This window comes from Pseudomonas sp. S3_C06, from assembly GCF_054667675.1.
In genome coordinates this window covers 3,574,218-3,592,591 of sequence record NZ_CP162747.1, presented here as the reverse complement: position 1 = coordinate 3,592,591, position 18,374 = coordinate 3,574,218, and the positions used below count along the sequence as shown (strand labels likewise).

The following is an 18,374-nucleotide window of genomic DNA, read 5'->3' as shown; positions in this document are numbered from 1 at the left end:
GGCCTCTTCGCGAGCAGGCTCGCTCCCACAGTTGAAATGCATTCCAATGTGGGAGCGAGCCTGCTCGCGAAGGCGTCAGTCCAGTCACCGCAACATTCAGCCTGTGCAACATCTGGTAACTCCTTCAAAAAGAGTTCGATTGAGGTGGTAAATGTGAGTCCTTATCATTTGGCCCACATTTCCCGACCGAGAGACCACTCCCATGTTGGCACCCAAGCGTCTTCTGACCGCACTGGCCCTGACCCTGATCGGTAGCACCACGGCCCAGGCCGCTGATGAGGTGGTGGTTTACTCGTCGCGCATCGATGAACTGATCAAACCGGTCTTCGATGCCTACACCGCCAAGACCGGGGTGAAGATCAAGTTCATCACCGACAAGGAAGCGCCGCTGATGCAGCGCATCAAGGCCGAGGGTGAAAATGCTACCGCCGACCTGCTGCTCACCGTTGATGCCGGCAACCTCTGGCAGGCCGAGCAGATGGGCATCCTGCAGCCGTTCACTTCGAAGACCATCGACACCAACATTCCGCTGCAGTATCGCTCGTCCAGCCATGCCTGGACCGGTCTGAGCCTACGCGCGCGGACCATCGCCTACTCCACCGAACGCGTGAAACCGGGCGAACTGACCACCTACGAAGCACTGGCTGACAAGAATTGGGAAGGGCGTTTGTGCCTGCGCACGGCGAAGAAGGTCTACAACCAGTCGCTGACGGCGACCATGATCGAAGTCCATGGCGCCGAGAAAACCGAAAAAATCCTCAAGGGCTGGGTCAACAACCTGTCCACCGACGTGTTCTCCGATGACGTTGCGGTGCTCGAAGCGATCAATGCCGGGCAGTGCGACGTTGGCATCGTCAACACGTACTACTACGGTCGCCTGCACAAGCAGAAGCCGGAGTTGCCGGTAAAACTGTTCTGGCCGAATCAGGCCGATCGCGGTGTGCACGTGAACCTGTCGGGCATTGGCCTGACCAAACATGCGCCGCACCCGGAAGCGGCCAAGGCTTTGGTTGAGTGGATGACCACGCCTGAGGCGCAGAAGATTTTCGCTGACGTGAACCAGGAATTCCCGGCCAACCCGGCGGTGGCACCTTCGGAAGAAGTGGCGGCGTGGGGCAAGTTCATTGCCGATACCTTGCCGGTGGAAGTGGCGGGCAAGCGTCAGGCTGAGGCGATCCGGATGATGGATCGGGCGGGTTGGAATTGAGGCTTTTCCGATAACACTGTTCACTTTAGATCGCTGCCCTCACCCCAGCCCTCTCCCGGAGGGAGAGGGAGCCGATCTGTGTTGTTTTCGAAACTTGAGTTCGACTCGATATCTCAGGTCGGCGTAATTCTCATAAACTACGCGGTCAGTCCCCTCTCCCTCCGGGAGAGGGCTAGGGTGAGGGCAGCAATCCCAACCTGAAATACTCAATCCAAGAACACCCAATCCCCCAGAGACCCAAAAGTGGCCCACCCCGCCCAACGCCGCTGGTACCCCATCGTCTTCGCCATCGCCGCGCTGGTGCTGTTGCCCCTGAGCGTTCTACTGCTCTCTTGGCAAACCATCGATCAGCAAATCTGGTCGCACCTGTGGGAAACCCAGATGCCACGCCTGCTGGGCAACACCCTGACGCTGGTCGTTGGCGTGGGTGTCGGTGTGACGCTGCTCGGTGTCAGCCTTGCCTGGCTCACCAGCCTCTGCGAATTCCCCGGGCGGCGCTGGCTCGACTGGGCGCTGATGCTGCCGTTCGCCATCCCCGCGTATGTGCTGGCCTTCGTTTTCGTCGGCCTGCTCGACTTCGCCGGCCCGGTGCAGACACTGCTCAGGGAATGGTTCGGCACCGGTCTGCGCCTGCCACGGGTACGCTCCACCGGCGGGGTGATTATCGTGCTGGTGCTGGTCTTCTATCCCTATGTTTACCTGCTGGCGCGCACGGCGTTCCTCGCCCAAGGCAAAGGCCTGATGGAAGCGGCGCGGGTGCTCGGGCAATCGCCGTGGCAAGCCTTCTGGCGTGTGGCGTTGCCGATGGCGCGTCCGGCCATCGGTGCAGGCGTGGCGCTGGCGCTGATGGAAACCCTGGCAGATTTCGGTGCCGTGTCGGTGTTCAACTTCGACACCTTCACCACGGCGATCTACAAGACCTGGTACGGCTTCTTCAGCCTGCCGAGTGCGGCGCAATTAGCCAGTCTGTTGTTGCTGGTGGTAATGCTGGTGCTGTACGGCGAACGTCGCGCGCGTGGCGCCAACCGGGCAAGTAACGAGCGACCTCGGGTGAAAGCGCTGTATCACTTGCGTGGACTCAAGGCTTTCGCGGCGATGAGCTGGTGCGGCCTGGTGTTCGCCTGCGCCTTCGTCATTCCGGTGCTGCAACTGGTTGTCTGGTTCTGGCAGCGCGGGCGTTTCGATCTCGATGAGCGCTACGCCGGGCTGATCCTGCACACCCTGTATCTGGGCGGCATGGCCGCGTTGATTACCGTCAGCGTTGCTTTGTTGCTGGCGTTTGCCCGGCGCTTGGCACCCACGCAGGCGATCAACTCCGGCGTTGGTCTGGCCAATCTTGGCTACGCCTTGCCGGGTTCGGTGCTGGCGGTGTCGATCATGCTGGCGTTCAGTTATCTGGATCGCGAACTGGTGATCCCGCTTTCAGGCTGGCTCGGCGGTGCGGGCAAACCGTTGCTGCTCGGCAGTCTGGCAGCGTTGTTGATGGCCTATCTGGTGCGCTTCATCGCAGTTGCCTACGGACCCTTGGAAAGCAGTCTGGCGCGTATACGGCCATCTTTGCCTGAAGCGGCACGTAGCCTGGGTGTCAGTGGGCCGCGACTGTTTTTCAAAGTGTATCTGCCGCTGTTGCTGCCCGGCACGCTGAGCGCAGCGTTGCTGGTGTTCGTCGATGTGCTCAAGGAAATGCCCGCAACCCTGCTGATGCGCCCGTTTGGCTGGGACACGCTGGCCGTACGCATCTTTGAAATGACCAGCGAAGGCGAATGGGCGCGTGCATCATTGCCAGCGCTGACCCTGGTTCTGGTTGGATTGTTACCGGTCATCGGCCTGATTCGCCGCTCCGCCCATCGAAACACTTAGTAGTGAGTCCTGAATCATGCGGCTACAATGCGCGGCATTCGGTGCGGTTCGTCTGACAGATCTTTTCGCTGAAATTGGCTGAAAGCCTTCTATTACAAGGCTTTCACGCTGTGCAGCGACTGTCCGCACCTTCGCCACGCCCGGAAGGAGAAACCCATGGGACAGCGTACGCCTCTGTATGACCTGCATCTCGCCCTCGGCGCGAAGATGGTCGATTTTGGCGGTTGGGACATGCCTCTGCATTACGGCTCGCAGGTCGAGGAGCACCACGAAGTGCGCCGCGATTGCGGGGTGTTCGATGTATCCCACATGACCGTGATCGATGTCACCGGCCCCCAGGCCAAGGCCTGGCTGCAGCATTTGCTGGCCAATGATGTCGACCGCCTGCACCGCCCCGGCCGTGCGTTGTACAGCACCATGCTTAATGAGCGCGGCGGCATCGTCGACGACATGATTGTCTATCGTCTCGATGACTGTTATCGCCTGGTGTTCAACGCCTCTACCCGCGATCAGGATCTGGCCTGGATGAACGCGCAGCTCGGCAAGTACGACGTGCAACTGCACGAGCGCTCCGAACTGGCGATGCTCGCCATTCAAGGCCCGCAGGCCCGGCACAAGATTGCCGAACTGGTCACCCAGTCCCGCGCCACGCTGATCCAGCACCTCAAACCCTTTGAAGGCTACACCGACGGTGACTGGTTCATCGCCCGTACCGGTTATACCGGTGAGGATGGCCTGGAAATCTGCCTGCCGGCCAGTCAGGCGCCGGGTTTTTTCAACGATCTGGTGGGTGCCGGCATTTCCCCGATCGGCCTCGGTGCCCGTGACACCCTGCGTGTCGAAGCCGGTATGAACCTGTACGGCCAGGACATTCATCAGGACGTTTCGCCATTGGCTTCGAACATGGCCTGGAGCATCGCCTGGGAGCCGGCCACGCGCCAGTTCATCGGTCGCGCTGCTTTGGAGGCGGAAAAAGCCGCTGGTGTTGCGCACAAACTGGTCGGTCTGGTGCTGGAAGAGCGCGGTGTTTTGCGCGCTCATCAAGTGGTTCGTATCGCCGATGTTGGCGAAGGGGAGATCACCAGTGGTAGTTTCTCTCCTACGCTAAGCAAATCGATTGCCCTGGCGCGTGTTCCGATGGCAACCGCCGACCGCGCCGAAGTGGAAATCCGTGGCAAGTGGTACCCGGTACGGGTGGTCAAACCGACGTTCGTACGCCATGGCAAAACCTTGATCTAACCTTTTTCCGGCGGGCATGACCGCTGAACCAATTCCGAGGACACCGAAGATGAGTAATATCCCCGCTGAACTGCGTTTTGCCGAAAGTCATGAATGGGCACGTCTGGAAGCTGACGGCACCGTCACCGTGGGCATCAGTGATCACGCGCAGGAAGCGCTGGGCGATGTGGTGTTCGTCGAGCTGACTGAAGTGGGCAAGGTGTACGCTGCCGGTGATCAATCCGGTGTGGTCGAGTCGGTGAAAGCTGCTTCCGACATCTATTCGCCGGTCAGCGGTGAAGTCATCGCAATCAACGAAGAACTGGGCGCCTCGCCTGAGCTGCTGAACTCCGACCCGTACGGTGCGTGGATCTTCAAAATCAAGCCAAGCGACAAGGCCGAGCTGGACAAGCTGCTGGATGCTGCGGCGTACAAGGCTGCCATTGGCGAGTAAGCGTTAAGCAACACCCCAAAGCCTCGACTCGTCGGGGCTTTTTTTTAGGATCAAAAGATCGCAGCCTTCGGCAGCTCCTACAGGAGGATGGTGTACATCTTGTAGGAGCTGCCGAAGGCTGCGATCTTTTGATCTTCAAGGGCACTGCTATGCTGGTTTGACCGTGTTGCATTGACGCCGAGCGCCAGCCAAGAGAGAGCCCGTCATGTCCCAGTTGCCGTCCCTGAGCCAGTTACGCGATCCCGACGCTTTTCTGCGCCGCCACCTCGGTCCCGACATCGCCGAACAGCAGGCGATGCTCGACAGCCTCGGCCTCGGTAGTCGAATCGAACTGATCGAGCAAACGGTGCCGCCAGGCATTCGCTTCAATCGCGCGCTCGATCTGCCTCCGGCACTGGATGAACAAGCGGCGCTAGCCAGACTGCGCAGTTACGCCGAGCAGAATCAGGTCTGGACCAGTCTGATCGGTATGGGCTACCACGGCACCCTGACGCCAACCGTCATCCTGCGCAATGTGCTGGAAAATCCCGGCTGGTACACCGCCTACACGCCGTATCAACCCGAGATCGCGCAGGGCCGACTCGAAGCGCTGCTGAATTTTCAGCAACTGACCATCGACCTCACCGGTCTGGAGTTGGCCAACGCCTCGCTGCTCGATGAAGCCACGGCAGCGGCGGAAGCCATGGCGCTGGCCAAGCGCGTCGCGAAGTCCAAGAGCAATCTGTTTTTTGTCGATGAGAACTGTCATCCCCAGACCATTTCCGTGGTGCAGACCCGCGCGGAAGGTTTCGGCTTCGAGCTGATCATCGACGCTGTGGATAACTTGAAACAGCATCAGGTGTTCGGTGCGTTGTTGCAGTATCCAGACACCCACGGCGAGATTCACGATCTGCGGCCCTTGATCGATCATCTGCATGCGCAGCAGGCGCTGGCCTGCGTCGCGACGGATTTGTTGAGTCTGTTGTTGCTGACGCCGCCGGGCGAATTGGGCGCGGATGTGGTGTTCGGTTCGTCTCAACGATTCGGCGTGCCCATGGGTTACGGCGGCCCGCATGCGGCGTTCTTTGCCAGTCGCGAGGAATACAAACGGGCGATTCCGGGGCGGATCATCGGTGTGTCGAAGGACGCCCGGGGCAGCGTGGCGCTGCGCATGGCCCTGCAAACCCGCGAGCAACATATTCGCCGTGAGAAGGCCAATTCGAACATCTGCACGGCGCAGGTACTGCTGGCCAACATCGCCAGTTTCTACGCGGTCTATCACGGGCCGGAAGGGTTGAAACGGATCGCCCAGCGCGTGCATCGGCTGACCTGCATTCTGGCGGCGGGACTTGAGCGAAAAGGCATCAACCGGGTCAATGCGCAGTTTTTCGACACGCTGACGCTGGACGTCGGCGGTGCGCAAACGGCGATCATCGAAAGCGCTCAAGCCGCACAGATCAATCTGAGAATACTTGGGCGCGGTCGAGTGGGGCTGAGTCTCGATGAGACGTGCGATGAGAGCACCGTGGCCAAGCTGTTCGATGTGCTGCTCGGTGCCGATCATGGGTTGAACGTCGATGAACTTGACGCTGAAGCCCTGAACTCGGGCATCCCCGACAGCCTCCAGCGCACAACACCCTACCTGCGCCATCCGGTCTTCAACGCCCATCACAGCGAAACCGAGATGCTGCGCTACCTCAAACAACTGGAGAGCAAGGATCTGGCGCTCAACCAGTCGATGATCCCGCTGGGTTCCTGCACCATGAAACTCAACGCCACCAGCGAAATGATCCCGATCACTTGGCCGCAATTCGCCAACTTGCATCCGTTTGTGCCGAGAGAGCAGGCGGTCGGTTACACGCTGATGATCGAAGAGCTGGAGCGCTGGCTGTGCGCAATCACCGGGTTCGATGCGATCTGCATGCAGCCCAACTCGGGCGCGCAGGGTGAATACGCCGGGCTGCTGGCGATCCGCAAATACCATGAGAGCCGCCAGCAGGGCGGGCGTGATGTGTGCCTGATTCCGTCCTCAGCCCACGGTACCAACCCGGCCTCGGCGCAGATGGTCGGGTTACGGGTGGTGATCGTTGAGTGCGACGAGGCCGGTAACGTTGATCTCGATGACTTGAAAGCCAAAGCCGCCGAGGCCGGGGCGAAACTGTCCTGTCTGATGGCGACCTATCCGTCGACCCACGGCGTGTACGAAGAGGGCATCAGTGAAATCTGCGAAGTTATCCACCAGCACGGCGGCCAGGTGTACATGGATGGCGCCAACCTCAATGCGCAGGTCGGTTTGGCACGCCCGGCAGATATCGGCGCCGATGTTTCGCACATGAATCTGCACAAGACTTTTTGCATTCCCCATGGCGGCGGTGGACCGGGCATGGGACCGATTGGCGTGCGCGCGCATCTGGCGCCGTTCGTGGCCAATCACCCGGTGGTGCCGATCGACGGGCCGCAACCGCAGAACACCGCGGTCAGCGCGGCGCCATGGGGCAGCGCGAGCATTTTGCCGATCAGCTGGATGTACATCGCCATGATGGGCCCGCAACTGGCGGATGCCAGCGAGGTGGCGATTCTGGCAGCGAATTACCTGGCGCAGCATTTATCCGGTGCGTTTCCGGTTTTGTACACCGGGCGCAACGGGCGCGTGGCTCACGAATGCATTCTCGATCTGCGACCATTGAAGGCGCAGACCGGAATCAGTGAGGAAGACGTCGCCAAGCGCTTGATGGATTACGGCTTCCATGCGCCGACCATGTCGTTCCCGGTGCCGGGCACGTTGATGGTCGAGCCGACCGAGAGTGAGTCCAAGGCTGAACTGGATCGGTTTATCGGCGCCATGCTGAGTATTCGCGCAGAAATCACTGAAGTGCAGAACGGCAACTGGCCGGCCGAGGACAACCCACTGAAACGAGCGCCGCATACCCTGGCGGATGTCACCGGGGTGTGGGAGCGGCCGTACAGCATCGAACAAGGCGTTACCCCGGATGCGCACACCAAGGCGCACAAGTATTGGCCGGCGGTGAATCGGGTGGATAACGTTTACGGCGACCGCAACCTGTTCTGCGCGTGCGTCCCGGTGGACGATTACCGCTGATTTCCCGGCAAGCACACCTTCCCCTGTGGGAGCGAGCCTGCTCGCGAAAGCGGTGATTCAGTCACCGAAAATGTTGAGTGAAAGATTGCTTTCGCGAGCAGGCTCGCTCCCACAGGGTTATGGGGTGAATCTGAAGTCCGGGCAAAAAAATGCCGCTCGATCGAGCGGCATTTCTGTTGGCGAAAGACTTACTCGGAAGCCACGGCATTCTTCGCCAGAATCGCATTCGCCAGTTCCATGTCCGAAGCCTGCAGGCCCGGATTGTCGGCGCGAACCTTCTGCATCGCTGCTTCCAGATACGGCCCGCGAATGCCGCCGTCACTGGCAACGAAACTGCCGGCATCGTCCTGTGCGGCGATGATCAGCTTGTGATCCTTGAAGGTCAGGTAGGTCGAACCGGTGGTGGCACCGGACGAAATGACGTTACGCCAAAAGCTGTCCGCCATGGCCGAACCAACGGGAAGGGACAGCAAGGCCAGTGTGGCGACAGCAAGTTTGAGACGCATGATGAGATGACTCCTGGGGGTTAACTGTGGCGTTGGATTGCCAATCCCCCGATCCAGTTCCGTGCCGGGTTATTTCTGCTCGCTCTGCGGTGTCACCCGCAGCACTTCCTCAACCGTGGTCAGCCCCGCCGCGACTTTCTGCGCGCCGGACAAACGCAAGCTGCGCATGCCTTCCTTGAATGCCTGGCGGCGTATCGCCGTCAGATCGGTATCCGGGGTGATGAACGCTTTGAGGTTGTCGCTCAGTTGCATGATTTCGTAGACCCCGGCGCGGCCGTGGTAACCGGTGTCGCGGCATTCGATGCAGCCGATGGCCCGTTGTGCATTGCCCGGCAGCGGCGCCTGCCACGGACGGGTCAGGGTTTGCCAGTCTTCCTCTGCCAGCGTCAGCGGTGCCTTGCAATGCGGGCACAAGGTGCGCACCAGTCGTTGCGCCATGACCCCGAGCACGGTGGCTTTGATCAGGTAGTGCGGCACGCCGAGTTCGAGCAGACGACTGATCGCGCTGGGGGCGTCGTTGGTGTGCAATGTCGACAGCACCAAGTGTCCGGTGAGCGCCGCCTGAATCGCCATTTCAGCGGTTTCCAGATCACGGATCTCGCCGATCATGATGATGTCCGGGTCTTGCCGCATCAGTGCGCGCACGCCGGCGGCGAAGCTCAGGTCGATGTTGTGCTGCACCTGCATCTGGTTGAACGCCGGCTCGACCATTTCGATCGGGTCTTCGATGGTGCAGAGGTTGACCTCCGGCGTCGCCAGTTTTTTCAGCGTGGTGTACAGCGTGGTGGTCTTGCCCGAACCGGTCGGCCCGGTGACCAGAATGATGCCGTTGGGCTGGCGGGTCATGTCTTGCCAGCGGCGCAAGTCGTCGGCGCTGAAACCCAGTTGATCGAAGTCCTTGAGCAGCACTTCCGGGTCGAAAATCCGCATGACCATTTTTTCGCCGAACGCTGTGGGCAGCGTTGAAAGCCTCAGCTCGACTTCGCCGCCGTCCGGGGTCTTGGTCTTGACCCGGCCGTCCTGGGGTTTGCGCTTTTCAGCGACGTTCATCCGCCCGAGGCTTTTCAGGCGACTGACAATCGCCATGGTCACCTGCGGGGGAAATTGATAGACGTTATGCAGCACGCCATCGATGCGGAAGCGCACGGTGCCTTGCTCGCGCCGGGGTTCGATGTGGATATCACTGGCGCGCTGCTGGAAAGCGTACTGGAACAGCCAGTCGACGATGTTGACGATGTGCGCGTCATTGGCGTCCGGCTCCTGATCGCTGGCGCCAAGATTGAGCAGTTGCTCGAAATTGCCGAGGTTGCCGCTCTGGGCGTCGGCATTGCTTGCGCCGCTCACCGATTTGGCCAGACGAAAGAACTCGACGCTGAAGCGCTGGATGTCCACCGGGTTGGCCACCACCCGTTTGATCGGCAGCTTCAGCACATGGGTCAGATCGGCTTCCCAGCCGGTAACGTAGGGTTGAGCGCTGGCCACGGTCACCGAATCACGGTCGACCGCCACCGCTAGAATCCTGTGCCGTTGCGCGAAGGCGTAGGACATCAACGGTGTGATGGCGGCGACATTGATCTTCAGCGGGTCAATGCGCAAATACGGCTGGCCGGCTTGCTGCGCCAGCCACAAGGTGAGGCTTTCCAGGTCGAGGTGTTTACCCGGACGACTGAGGTCATCCAGTTGCTGACTGGCGATGAATTCCAGCGGGTGCATCTGGCCATGGGCGGCGTGGCGACGGCGCGCATTCAGCGCTTGTTCCGCCGAGTCCTGGCAGATAAAGCCCTGTGCGACCAGTTCACGCAACACCTCGTTGAGTTCCAGCCAGCGGTCCTGAGTGGCAAGTTGAACGGACATGCGGGCTTCCTTTTGAGCGACAGTGCGCAAAAGGATAGTCGCGGCCCGGTAGGCCGTTGGGCCACTACCCGACGAAGCCGTTGCCGGATTTGTCAGCCAGCCGCTTGCGCCGGCGCATCCCAAGCGCTGTCGGCGGTTTGCAGATTGACCGAGCAGACGCTGATCAGGTTACGAAGTTTTTCTGCGATCACTTGCGCGCGATGCCCACTGAAACCGCCCATGACGATGTCGATCGACATCAAGTCGTCCATCCGCTGCACGTTGACCTGCTCGGGCGTGAGGAATTGCAGGGCGAACAGGTTGAGCACGCGCACCAGCAAGTCCGGTTCGGCTTCGGCGAGGATCTGATACTGCGCCAGGCAGTGGGCGTTGTTGACGTTCCAGACGTCGGCGCGGGTAGGGGCGCTGTTTACGGCTTCGAGGTGCGGCATGGCGGGTCTCCAAAATCACTGGAGGAATTTTTACATTCGGTGACGGGTATTTCTTGGCTATGATCGGCGTTATTGGCGAATGATCGAAACGATCAATTCGAAAGATCGTGGATTAGAGGTTTTTCTATGCACAGTGAGCTGGACAGCTACGACCGCAAGATTCTCGCCCTGCTGCAGGAGGATGCTTCCCTGTCGAGCGCGCAGATCGCCGAGCAGGTCGGCCTGTCGCAATCGCCGTGCTGGCGGCGGATTCAGCGGATGAAGGAGGAGGGGATCATTCGTGGCCAGGTGACCTTGCTCGATCGCAAGAAGATCGGCCTGAACACGCAGATCTTTGCCGAGATCAAACTCAACGCGCACGGGCGTTCGAACTTCACTGAGTTCACCGAAGCGATTCGCGGGTTCCCGGAGGTGCTGGAGTGTTATGTGCTGATGGGCGCGGTGGACTTTTTACTGCGCATTGTCGCGGCGGATATCGAGGCGTATGAGCGGTTCTTTTTCGAGAAACTGTCGCTGGTGCCGGGGATACAGGAAGTGAATTCGATTGTGGCGTTATCGGAGATCAAGTCCACCACCAGCCTGCCGGTTTGAGGTCAGGCAGCTGGCCCCTTCGCGAGCAGGCTCGCTCCCACAGGGGATTGCATTCCAATGTGGGAGCGAGCCTGCTCGCGAAAGCGGTATTACATGCGCAGCAGCATTTTCCATGCGCGATTCTGGTAAACCGCAATCGCCTGCTGCTTGCGTGCGTCGAGCAGTTCGTCAGTGATCGTCGGCTCGTTGGCCAGTTGCGCCAGCTTGTTCAGCTCGCCGTACAGGCGATCCATTTCCGGGATTTCCAGCACATTGCGTGCGTGGTGCAGCCAGACCTGAATGCGCTCGATACGCGGCAGTTGTTCAGCCAGATCTTCCGGCTGCTGCTGATAACGCTGCAATTGCAGGGCCGTGGCTTCTTCGCCCAACAGGCGCGGCAACCAGCTGTGCAACTGCGCGCCGCCCTGACGGTTGCCACGCACGTTACGCTCGGCGGTCCAGGTGCGGGCCAGTAACCAGCGCGAGGTGCTCAGCGAGAACAGGCCCCAGCGCGGGTCTTCGAGTTCTTCGAGGAATTGCTCCGGCGCGGCTTTGCGCACGTCTTCGTCTTCGATACCGGCCTGCACCAGCGGGCGCCAGTCTTCCAGCAAGGCATCGAGGGCAACGCGCAAGTCGTGAGTCGACTGACGCGGCGCGGCCTGGCCGAGGCTGCTGAGCAGGGCGCGCATTTCGGCGAGGTTCTCGACCCAGTCGAGCAACAGGCGCCAGTGGCCGTTGAAGCGATATTGTTCAGCCAGACGCTGGCTGCTGCCGAGCAAATGCCAGCTCAGCGCGGCGAAGGCGTCGTCGAGTTGGGTTTCCGGAATCAGTTCCGGCGCCGGCAGGCTCAGCGAGTAGCTGTTGGCGTCGTACAGACGATAACCGCGCTCAGCCTTGCTGATGTCGCACGGCATCAGCGCCAGGGTTTCCGCCAGTTCAGCGGCCAGTTCCAGCAGCGCGGCAGGTTCGCCTTCGCGCAATTCCAGCTCCAGTTCGCAGATTTCTTCTTTCTGTTTGCCGACGACAACGTGGCCGAGATCCAGCGCGGCTTCGATGACCACTTTGCTCTTGCCACGGCCCCAGGCGATTTCGGCGCGTTCGCGGACGAAATCGGTGGTGAAGATCGGCTTGAGGGTTTTCTTGTCCAGTTCGGCCAGCGACTCGGGCCAGCATTCGCCGTCGAGTTTCTTCACGTCGAGCTTGGCTTTCGGCAACTTCCAGTCGTACTCGTTACGCTCGGACAGACCGGCGACGCTCTGGCCGCGGGTCTTGAGGGTCTGAATCACTTCGTCACCGTCCTTGCGCAGGCGCAGGGCGACTTTGGCCTGAGCCAGATCGCGCTCGGGGGTGTCGAAGTACTGGTTCATCAACTCACGGCGTTCCCAGCCACTTTTGTTGCGTTTTTTCAGTAACGGGTGCTCGCGCAGGGCGGCGAGGGTTTCGCGGCTGACGCGGAGTTTGATTTCGGTTTCTTTCTGCATGGCCGGAAAATCCAGGATCGGGAGCGCAGCCGGGGAATATGTGGCTGCCAAGGCCGTGCAGTGTACAGGACTGATTCGTCCTACGCCCTGCGGCGGTTTATTCCTGACGCCGGATGGCTCTATGATGGACTTCAAATCGGGAGTTGGAGTCAGCGATGCCTTTGCCGTCCATGCAAGACCAGTTCGCTGCGCTGATCGCCGCGCCATCGGTCAGCTGTACCCAACCGAACCTCGATCAATCCAATCGCGCGGTGATCGATTTGCTCGCCGGTTGGCTGGGGGATCTGGGTTTCAATTGCGACATCCAGCAGGTCAGCCCCGGCAAATTCAACCTGCTCGCCAGTTTCGGCAGCGGTCCCGGCGGGCTGGTGCTGGCCGGACACAGCGACACGGTGCCGTACGACGATGCGTTGTGGCAGACCGATCCGCTGAAGCTCACCGAGGTCGATGGCCGTTGGGTCGGGCTGGGCAGTTGCGACATGAAGGGCTTCTTCGCGCTGATCATCGAAGCCGTGCGGCCGCTGCTCGATCAGCCGTTCAAGCAACCACTGCTGATCCTCGCCACCTGCGATGAAGAAAGCTCGATGTCCGGCGCCCGCGCGCTGGCCGAGGCCGGACATCCGCTGGGCCGCGCGGCGGTGATCGGCGAGCCGACCGGGCTCAAGCCGATCCGCATGCACAAAGGCATCATGATGGAGCGCATCGACATCCTCGGGCAGAGCGGCCATTCGTCGGATCCGCGTCTGGGCCACAGCGCCCTCGAAGCGATGCACGATGCGATCGGCGAACTGCGCGGCCTGCGCCTGTTGTGGCAACGTGAATTCAACAACCCGCAGTTCAGCGTGCCGCAGCCGACGATGAACTTCGGTTGCATCCATGGCGGCGACAACCCCAATCGTATTTGTGGCCAGTGTTCGCTGGAGTTCGATTTGCGACCGCTGCCAGGCATGGACCCGAAAGTCCTGCGCGCGGAGATTCTGCGCAAGCTCAACCCCGTGGCCGAGCGCCATCAGGTGAAGATCGATTACAAACCGCTGTTCCCGGAAGTGCCGCCATTCGAGCAGGCTGAAGACGCCGAACTGGTGCGCATCGCCGAAAAGCTCACAGGTCATAGCGCCGAAGCAGTAGCGTTCGGCACCGAAGCGCCTTATCTTCAGCGCCTTGGCTGCGAAACCATCGTGCTCGGCCCCGGCGATATCGCCTGCGCGCATCAGCCTGGCGAATACCTTGAAATGTCACGTTTGCAGCCTACCGTGCATCTATTACGGCAACTGATTGAACATTACTGCCTGAAGAATTGAACGCATCCCTTGTAGGAGCTGCCGAAGGCTGCGATCTTTTGCTTTTGTTTCAGAAGATCAAAAGATCGCAGCCTGCGGCAGCTCCTACAGGGGCAAGTCGTTAAATTAGTGGGAATCCAACCCGTATTCATGAGGAGAGCGCGCGTGTCGCCAAGCCTGTTCCGACGATAACCATCAGCCCGCTGTGAGTTTTCCGTTTCGCCCCTTTTTAGGCTGCTATTTATTACAGGCCCAGGTTCATGCCCGAATACGTCAATTGGCTTCGCCACGCGTCTCCTTACATCAATGCCCACCGCGACTGCACCTTCGTCGTCATGCTGCCCGGCGACGGCGTTGAGCATCCGAATTTCGGCAACATCGTTCACGACATCGTCCTGCTGCACAGCCTCGGCGTGCGCCTGGTGCTGGTGCACGGCTCGCGCCCGCAAATCGAAACCCGCCTCGCTGCCCGCGGCCTGACCCCGCATTACCACCACGGCATGCGCATCACCGATGCCGCGACCCTGGAATGTGTAATCGATGCGGTCGGCCAATTGCGCATCGCCATCGAAGCGCGTTTGTCGATGGACATGGCTTCGTCGCCGATGCAGGGTTCGCGTTTGCGCGTGGCCAGCGGCAACCTCGTCACGGCGCGGCCGATCGGCGTGCTCGAGGGCGTCGACTATCACCACACCGGCGAAGTGCGCCGTGTCGACCGCAAGGGCATCAACCGTCTGCTCGATGAGCGCTCGATCGTGCTGCTGTCGCCGCTGGGCTACTCGCCAACCGGTGAAATCTTCAACCTGGCGTGCGAAGACGTTGCCACCCGCGCCGCCATCGACCTCGGCGCAGACAAACTGCTGCTGTTCGGCGCCGACCTCGGCCTGATCGACGAGAACGGCAAACTGGTTCGCGAACTGCGTCCGCAACAAGTACCGGCACATTTGCAGCGTCTGGGCAGCAACTATCAGGCGGAACTGCTCGATGCCGCCGCCGAAGCTTGCCGTGGCGGTGTGGCGCGCAGCCATATCGTCAGTTACGCCGAAGACGGCGCGCTGCTGACCGAGCTGTTCACCCGTGACGGTGGCGGTACGCTTGTGGCGCAGGAGCAATTCGAACTGGTGCGCGAGGCGGCGATTGAAGACGTCGGCGGTTTGCTCGACCTGATCAGTCCGCTGGAAGAGCAGGGGATTCTGGTGCGTCGTTCGCGCGAAGTGCTGGAACGCGAGATCGAACAGTTCAGCGTGGTCGAGCGTGAAGGCATGATCATCGCCTGTGCGGCGCTGTATCAGATTGCCGATTCCGATGCCGGTGAGCTGGCGTGCCTGGCGGTGAATCCGGAGTACCGCCATGGCGGTCGCGGTGATGAGTTGCTGGAACGCATTGAAACCCGAGCGCGGGCGCAGGGTTTGAAGACCTTGTTCGTCCTCACCACGCGCACCGCGCACTGGTTCCGCGAGCGTGGGTTCGAGCCGAGCAGCGTCGAGCGTCTGCCGGCGGCGCGGGCTTCGCTGTACAACTTCCAGCGCAATTCGAAAATCTTCGAAAAGACTCTGTAACCGAGGCGTTCCATTCGCGAGCAGGCTCGCTCCCACATTTGTTCAATGAACCCATGTGGGAGCGAGCCTGCTCGCGAAGCTTTTTAATGGGCGATGAACTTCGCGCTGACGTACGGCGAATAATCCGGCAGCACCGTTTCAACCTTGCCTTGCTCCTTCAAAAACTTCGCCGTCTCGCCAATCGCCTTCGCCGTGCCGCCCTCCAGCAACGCCGTGGTTTGCTGCGCCTTGGCATCCGGGAACGCTGAACCCGCGAGCAATTCCGGCACGTCGGCGGCGTTGGCACCGGTCAGTTTGGCGATTTTCTGTACCGGCACCGAGTCGGCCGTCCAGCTGTCTTTATGCGCCGCATAATCGGCAAATGAATCCAGCGTGACCTTGGCGAACTTCGCGACAACCTCTGGATGCTTCTCGGCAAAATCTTTGCGCGCCACCCAGACTTCAAAGGTCGGCGCGCCCCACTGACCGACCTGTGCTGCATCGGTCAGGGTCTTGCCGGTCTTGCGGATTTCCCCCAGCGCCGGCGACCAGACAAACGCGCCATCGATATCGCCACGCTTCCACGCCGCTGCGATCTCTGCCGGTTGCAGGTTCACCACTTTGACTTTCGAGCTATCCAGCCCCCAGTGCTTGAGTGCACCGAGCAGGCTGTAGTGAGAGGTGGACACAAAAGGAGTGGCGATGGTTTTGCCGACCAGATCCTGCGGAGTATTGATTCCGCTGCCATTACGCACCACCAGTGCTTCGGCGGCATTGATCTGCGCTGAAACGATGAACGCCACAATCGGCAGATTGCGTGAAGCGGCGGCAGCCAACGGGCTGGAACCGAGGTTGCCGATCTGCACGTCGCCCGAAGCAATGGCTGTCACAACTTCCGGGCCGCTGTTGAAACGGCGCCAGTCGATTTTTTCGCCGATGGTCTTCTCGTAGACGCCGTCAGCCTGGGGGACTTTGCTCGGGTCGATACCGGTTTGATAACCCACGGTGAGGTTGGCGGCATGGGCCGAAAAAGAAATCAGTGCTGACACACAAACTGTAACAAATTGACTAGATAGTGCGCGTTTGGCCATCATGGCGTCGCCTTTTCGATAGGGTTTGACGATTCGGGGTTGCGCCAAAGCTAATCGATATAAAAAAAGGCTAACAAATACCATTTAGGAATGAGCTTAGTCGCCGATACGCTGTTTCCCGGCGGAGGTGGCAAGATACTGGCCATATTCCGAAATGATATGAAAAAGAATGAATAAATTCTTTTTGGGTTTATCAGGAAATCTTTACTCTGCACGGACCAAATCACTGCGATTAGACCTTGGTCGTAGACATACAAGGTTACGATTGACTTGTCAGTCACGGTCTGGCGCTAATCGCGCATCTTAGGACCCGGGGCATCAGACCCAGGGCCAGGAACACAAGAATTAGAAACGAGAGGAGCTTTACATGAACAAGTCCACCTTGGCCCTGGCTGTGGCCGTAGGGGTTATGGCGCAGCAGGCAGGCGCCGCCGGTTTCATCGAAGACAGCAAAGCTACTTTGGGGCTGCGTAACTTCTACATCAACACTGACAACCGTAGCGGCACAAACGAACCAAGCCGCAACGAAGAGTGGGGCCAAGGCTTCGATCTGCGTTTCATTTCCGGCTATACCCAAGGCACCGTTGGTTTTGGTATCGACGCCATCGGCCTGCTGGGCGTACGTCTGGATTCGGGCGGCGGCACCAACGGTAACGTTACCGCTGCTGGCAAACCTGGTCCTGCTTACGGCGGCACTGTTTTCCCAAGCGAATCCAATGGCCAAGCGGTCGATAACTTCTCAAGCCTGGGCCTGACTGCCAAAGCCAAGATCTCCCAGACTGAGCTGAAGCTGGGTACTCTGCAGCCGAAGAACCCGGTTATCGTGACCAACGACGGTCGTCTGCTGCCACAGACCTGGCAGGGTGGCCAGATCACTTCCGGCGAGATCAAGGACCTGACCCTGGTCGGTGGTCAGATCGAGCACGCCAAAGGCCGTAACTCCAGCAACAATGAACAGCTGTCTATCAACGGCGCGGCACCGCGTACCGTTAACAGCAACAAGTTCATCTACGCTGGTGGTGACTACAAAATCACCAAAGACCTGACTGCGCAGTACTACTACGGCAACCTGGAAGATTTCTACAAGCAACACTTCCTGGGTCTGGTTCACAACTGGGCAATTGGCCCGGGCGTGCTGAAGTCTGACTTCCGTTACTTCAACAGCTCCGACGACGGTGCCAACGGCAACACCCCTGCTTACTTCAGCAGCGGTAACTATTCCGGTGTTGCCAGCGGTCGCGGTAAAGTCGACAACAACCTGTACAGTGGCCTGTTCCTGTACACCGTTGCTGGTCACACCTTCGGTGGCGGCTACCAGGTTTCCAACGGCAGCAGCGACTTCCCTTGGCTGAACCAGGGTGACGGCTCGTCGAACTACACCATCACCGACATGCAGATTCAGAAGTTCGGCCGTGCCGGCGAACGTACCTGGCAAGCTCGCTACTCGTATGACTTCGCCAAAGTCGGCGTACCAGGCCTGACCGCTGGTATGGTTTACCTGCGTGGCGACAACATCGACACCGTTACTTCCGGCGGTCGTGAAAACGGTAATGGCGACTCCGAGTGGGAACGTGACCTGACTATCGGTTACGTGGTACCGGAAGGCCCGCTGAAAAACGTTGGCTTCATGTGGAAAAACGCTACCTGGCGTACCAACATCGCTGGCGTTCGCGACCAGGACGAAAACCGCCTGATCCTCAGCTACTCGATCCCGCTGCTGTAATAGCGCGTTTCGATTCGTTGATGTAAAAAAAGCCCCGTCCGGCATCGCGCCGGACGGGGCTTTTGCGTTTTCGAGTCAGGCC

Annotated in this window: 14 protein-coding genes; 9 read left to right on the top strand and 5 right to left on the bottom strand. The window is 60.0% G+C overall.

The genetic code is table 11. From position 1 onward, the window contains the following. Positions 1–202: 202 nt before the first annotated feature. The 5 genes from AB4N44_RS15985 to gcvP all read left to right on the top strand — a co-directional run bounded on the left by AB4N44_RS15985 (position 203) and on the right by gcvP (position 7,818). Positions 203–1,207 (top strand): extracellular solute-binding protein, encoded by a 1,005-nt coding sequence (locus AB4N44_RS15985; RefSeq protein WP_150749805.1) that lies wholly within the window; start codon positions 203–205, stop codon positions 1,205–1,207. A gap of 243 nt (positions 1,208–1,450) precedes the next feature. Beyond that, entirely contained in the window at positions 1,451–3,067 is a 1,617-nt protein-coding gene (locus AB4N44_RS15980) for an ABC transporter permease (protein ID WP_127930173.1), read from the top strand. A 156-nt stretch (positions 3,068–3,223) separates the two neighbouring features. Further along, positions 3,224–4,306, top strand: a complete 1,083-nt coding sequence (gene gcvT, locus AB4N44_RS15975; protein ID WP_038359018.1) for a glycine cleavage system aminomethyltransferase GcvT — start codon at positions 3,224–3,226, stop codon at positions 4,304–4,306. Between the two features lie 49 nt (positions 4,307–4,355). Next, a complete protein-coding gene (gcvH, locus tag AB4N44_RS15970; protein WP_460108472.1) occupies positions 4,356–4,739 on the top strand; it encodes a glycine cleavage system protein GcvH in 384 nt (127 codons plus the stop codon). 205 nt (positions 4,740–4,944) lie between these two features. After that, positions 4,945–7,818 carry an aminomethyl-transferring glycine dehydrogenase gene (gene gcvP, locus AB4N44_RS15965; protein WP_460108474.1) on the top strand — a complete coding sequence of 958 codons (2,874 nt, stop codon included), beginning with the start codon at positions 4,945–4,947 and terminating at the stop codon, positions 7,816–7,818. Between the two features lie 188 nt (positions 7,819–8,006). Here the strand turns inward: gcvP and AB4N44_RS15960 are convergent, their stop codons facing one another. The 3 genes from AB4N44_RS15960 to AB4N44_RS15950 form a co-directional block, all read right to left on the bottom strand. Further along, complete coding sequence (locus tag AB4N44_RS15960; RefSeq protein ID WP_174245147.1) at positions 8,007–8,327, bottom strand: DUF2388 domain-containing protein; 321 nt, start codon at positions 8,325–8,327, stop codon at positions 8,007–8,009. 66 nt (positions 8,328–8,393) lie between these two features. Next, positions 8,394–10,178 (bottom strand): GspE/PulE family protein, encoded by a 1,785-nt coding sequence (locus AB4N44_RS15955; protein ID WP_150749802.1) that lies wholly within the window; start codon positions 10,176–10,178, stop codon positions 8,394–8,396. Positions 10,179–10,270: 92 nt separating this feature from the next. Beyond that, a complete protein-coding gene (locus AB4N44_RS15950; RefSeq protein ID WP_127930169.1) occupies positions 10,271–10,609 on the bottom strand; it encodes a hypothetical protein in 339 nt (112 codons plus the stop codon). A gap of 126 nt (positions 10,610–10,735) precedes the next feature. On the opposite strand from AB4N44_RS15950, the gene AB4N44_RS15945 reads away from it, so the two are divergent. After that, a complete protein-coding gene (locus tag AB4N44_RS15945) occupies positions 10,736–11,200 on the top strand; it encodes an Lrp/AsnC family transcriptional regulator (protein ID WP_016983809.1) in 465 nt (154 codons plus the stop codon). An 89-nt stretch (positions 11,201–11,289) separates the two neighbouring features. Here AB4N44_RS15945 and AB4N44_RS15940 read toward each other — a convergent pair whose 3' ends face one another. Beyond that, a complete protein-coding gene (locus AB4N44_RS15940; protein ID WP_127930168.1) occupies positions 11,290–12,660 on the bottom strand; it encodes a CYTH domain-containing protein in 1,371 nt (456 codons plus the stop codon). A 155-nt stretch (positions 12,661–12,815) separates the two neighbouring features. Here AB4N44_RS15940 and argE point away from each other — a divergent pair, with 155 nt between their 5' ends. Next, the gene (gene argE / locus AB4N44_RS15935; protein ID WP_460108477.1) at positions 12,816–13,961 is read left to right on the top strand and encodes an acetylornithine deacetylase; all 1,146 of its coding nucleotides are present in this window, start codon (positions 12,816–12,818) and stop codon (positions 13,959–13,961) included. Positions 13,962–14,200: 239 nt separating this feature from the next. Beyond that, entirely contained in the window at positions 14,201–15,499 is a 1,299-nt protein-coding gene (gene argA, locus AB4N44_RS15930) for an amino-acid N-acetyltransferase (protein WP_007913824.1), read from the top strand. 83 nt (positions 15,500–15,582) lie between these two features. Here argA and tauA read toward each other — a convergent pair whose 3' ends face one another. Beyond that, complete coding sequence (gene tauA / locus AB4N44_RS15925) at positions 15,583–16,572, bottom strand: taurine ABC transporter substrate-binding protein (RefSeq protein WP_460108479.1); 990 nt, start codon at positions 16,570–16,572, stop codon at positions 15,583–15,585. Between the two features lie 364 nt (positions 16,573–16,936). Between tauA and AB4N44_RS15920 the strand changes: the two genes are divergently transcribed. After that, complete coding sequence (locus AB4N44_RS15920; protein ID WP_127930165.1) at positions 16,937–18,292, top strand: OprD family porin; 1,356 nt, start codon at positions 16,937–16,939, stop codon at positions 18,290–18,292. The last annotated feature ends 82 nt before the right edge of the window (positions 18,293–18,374 follow it).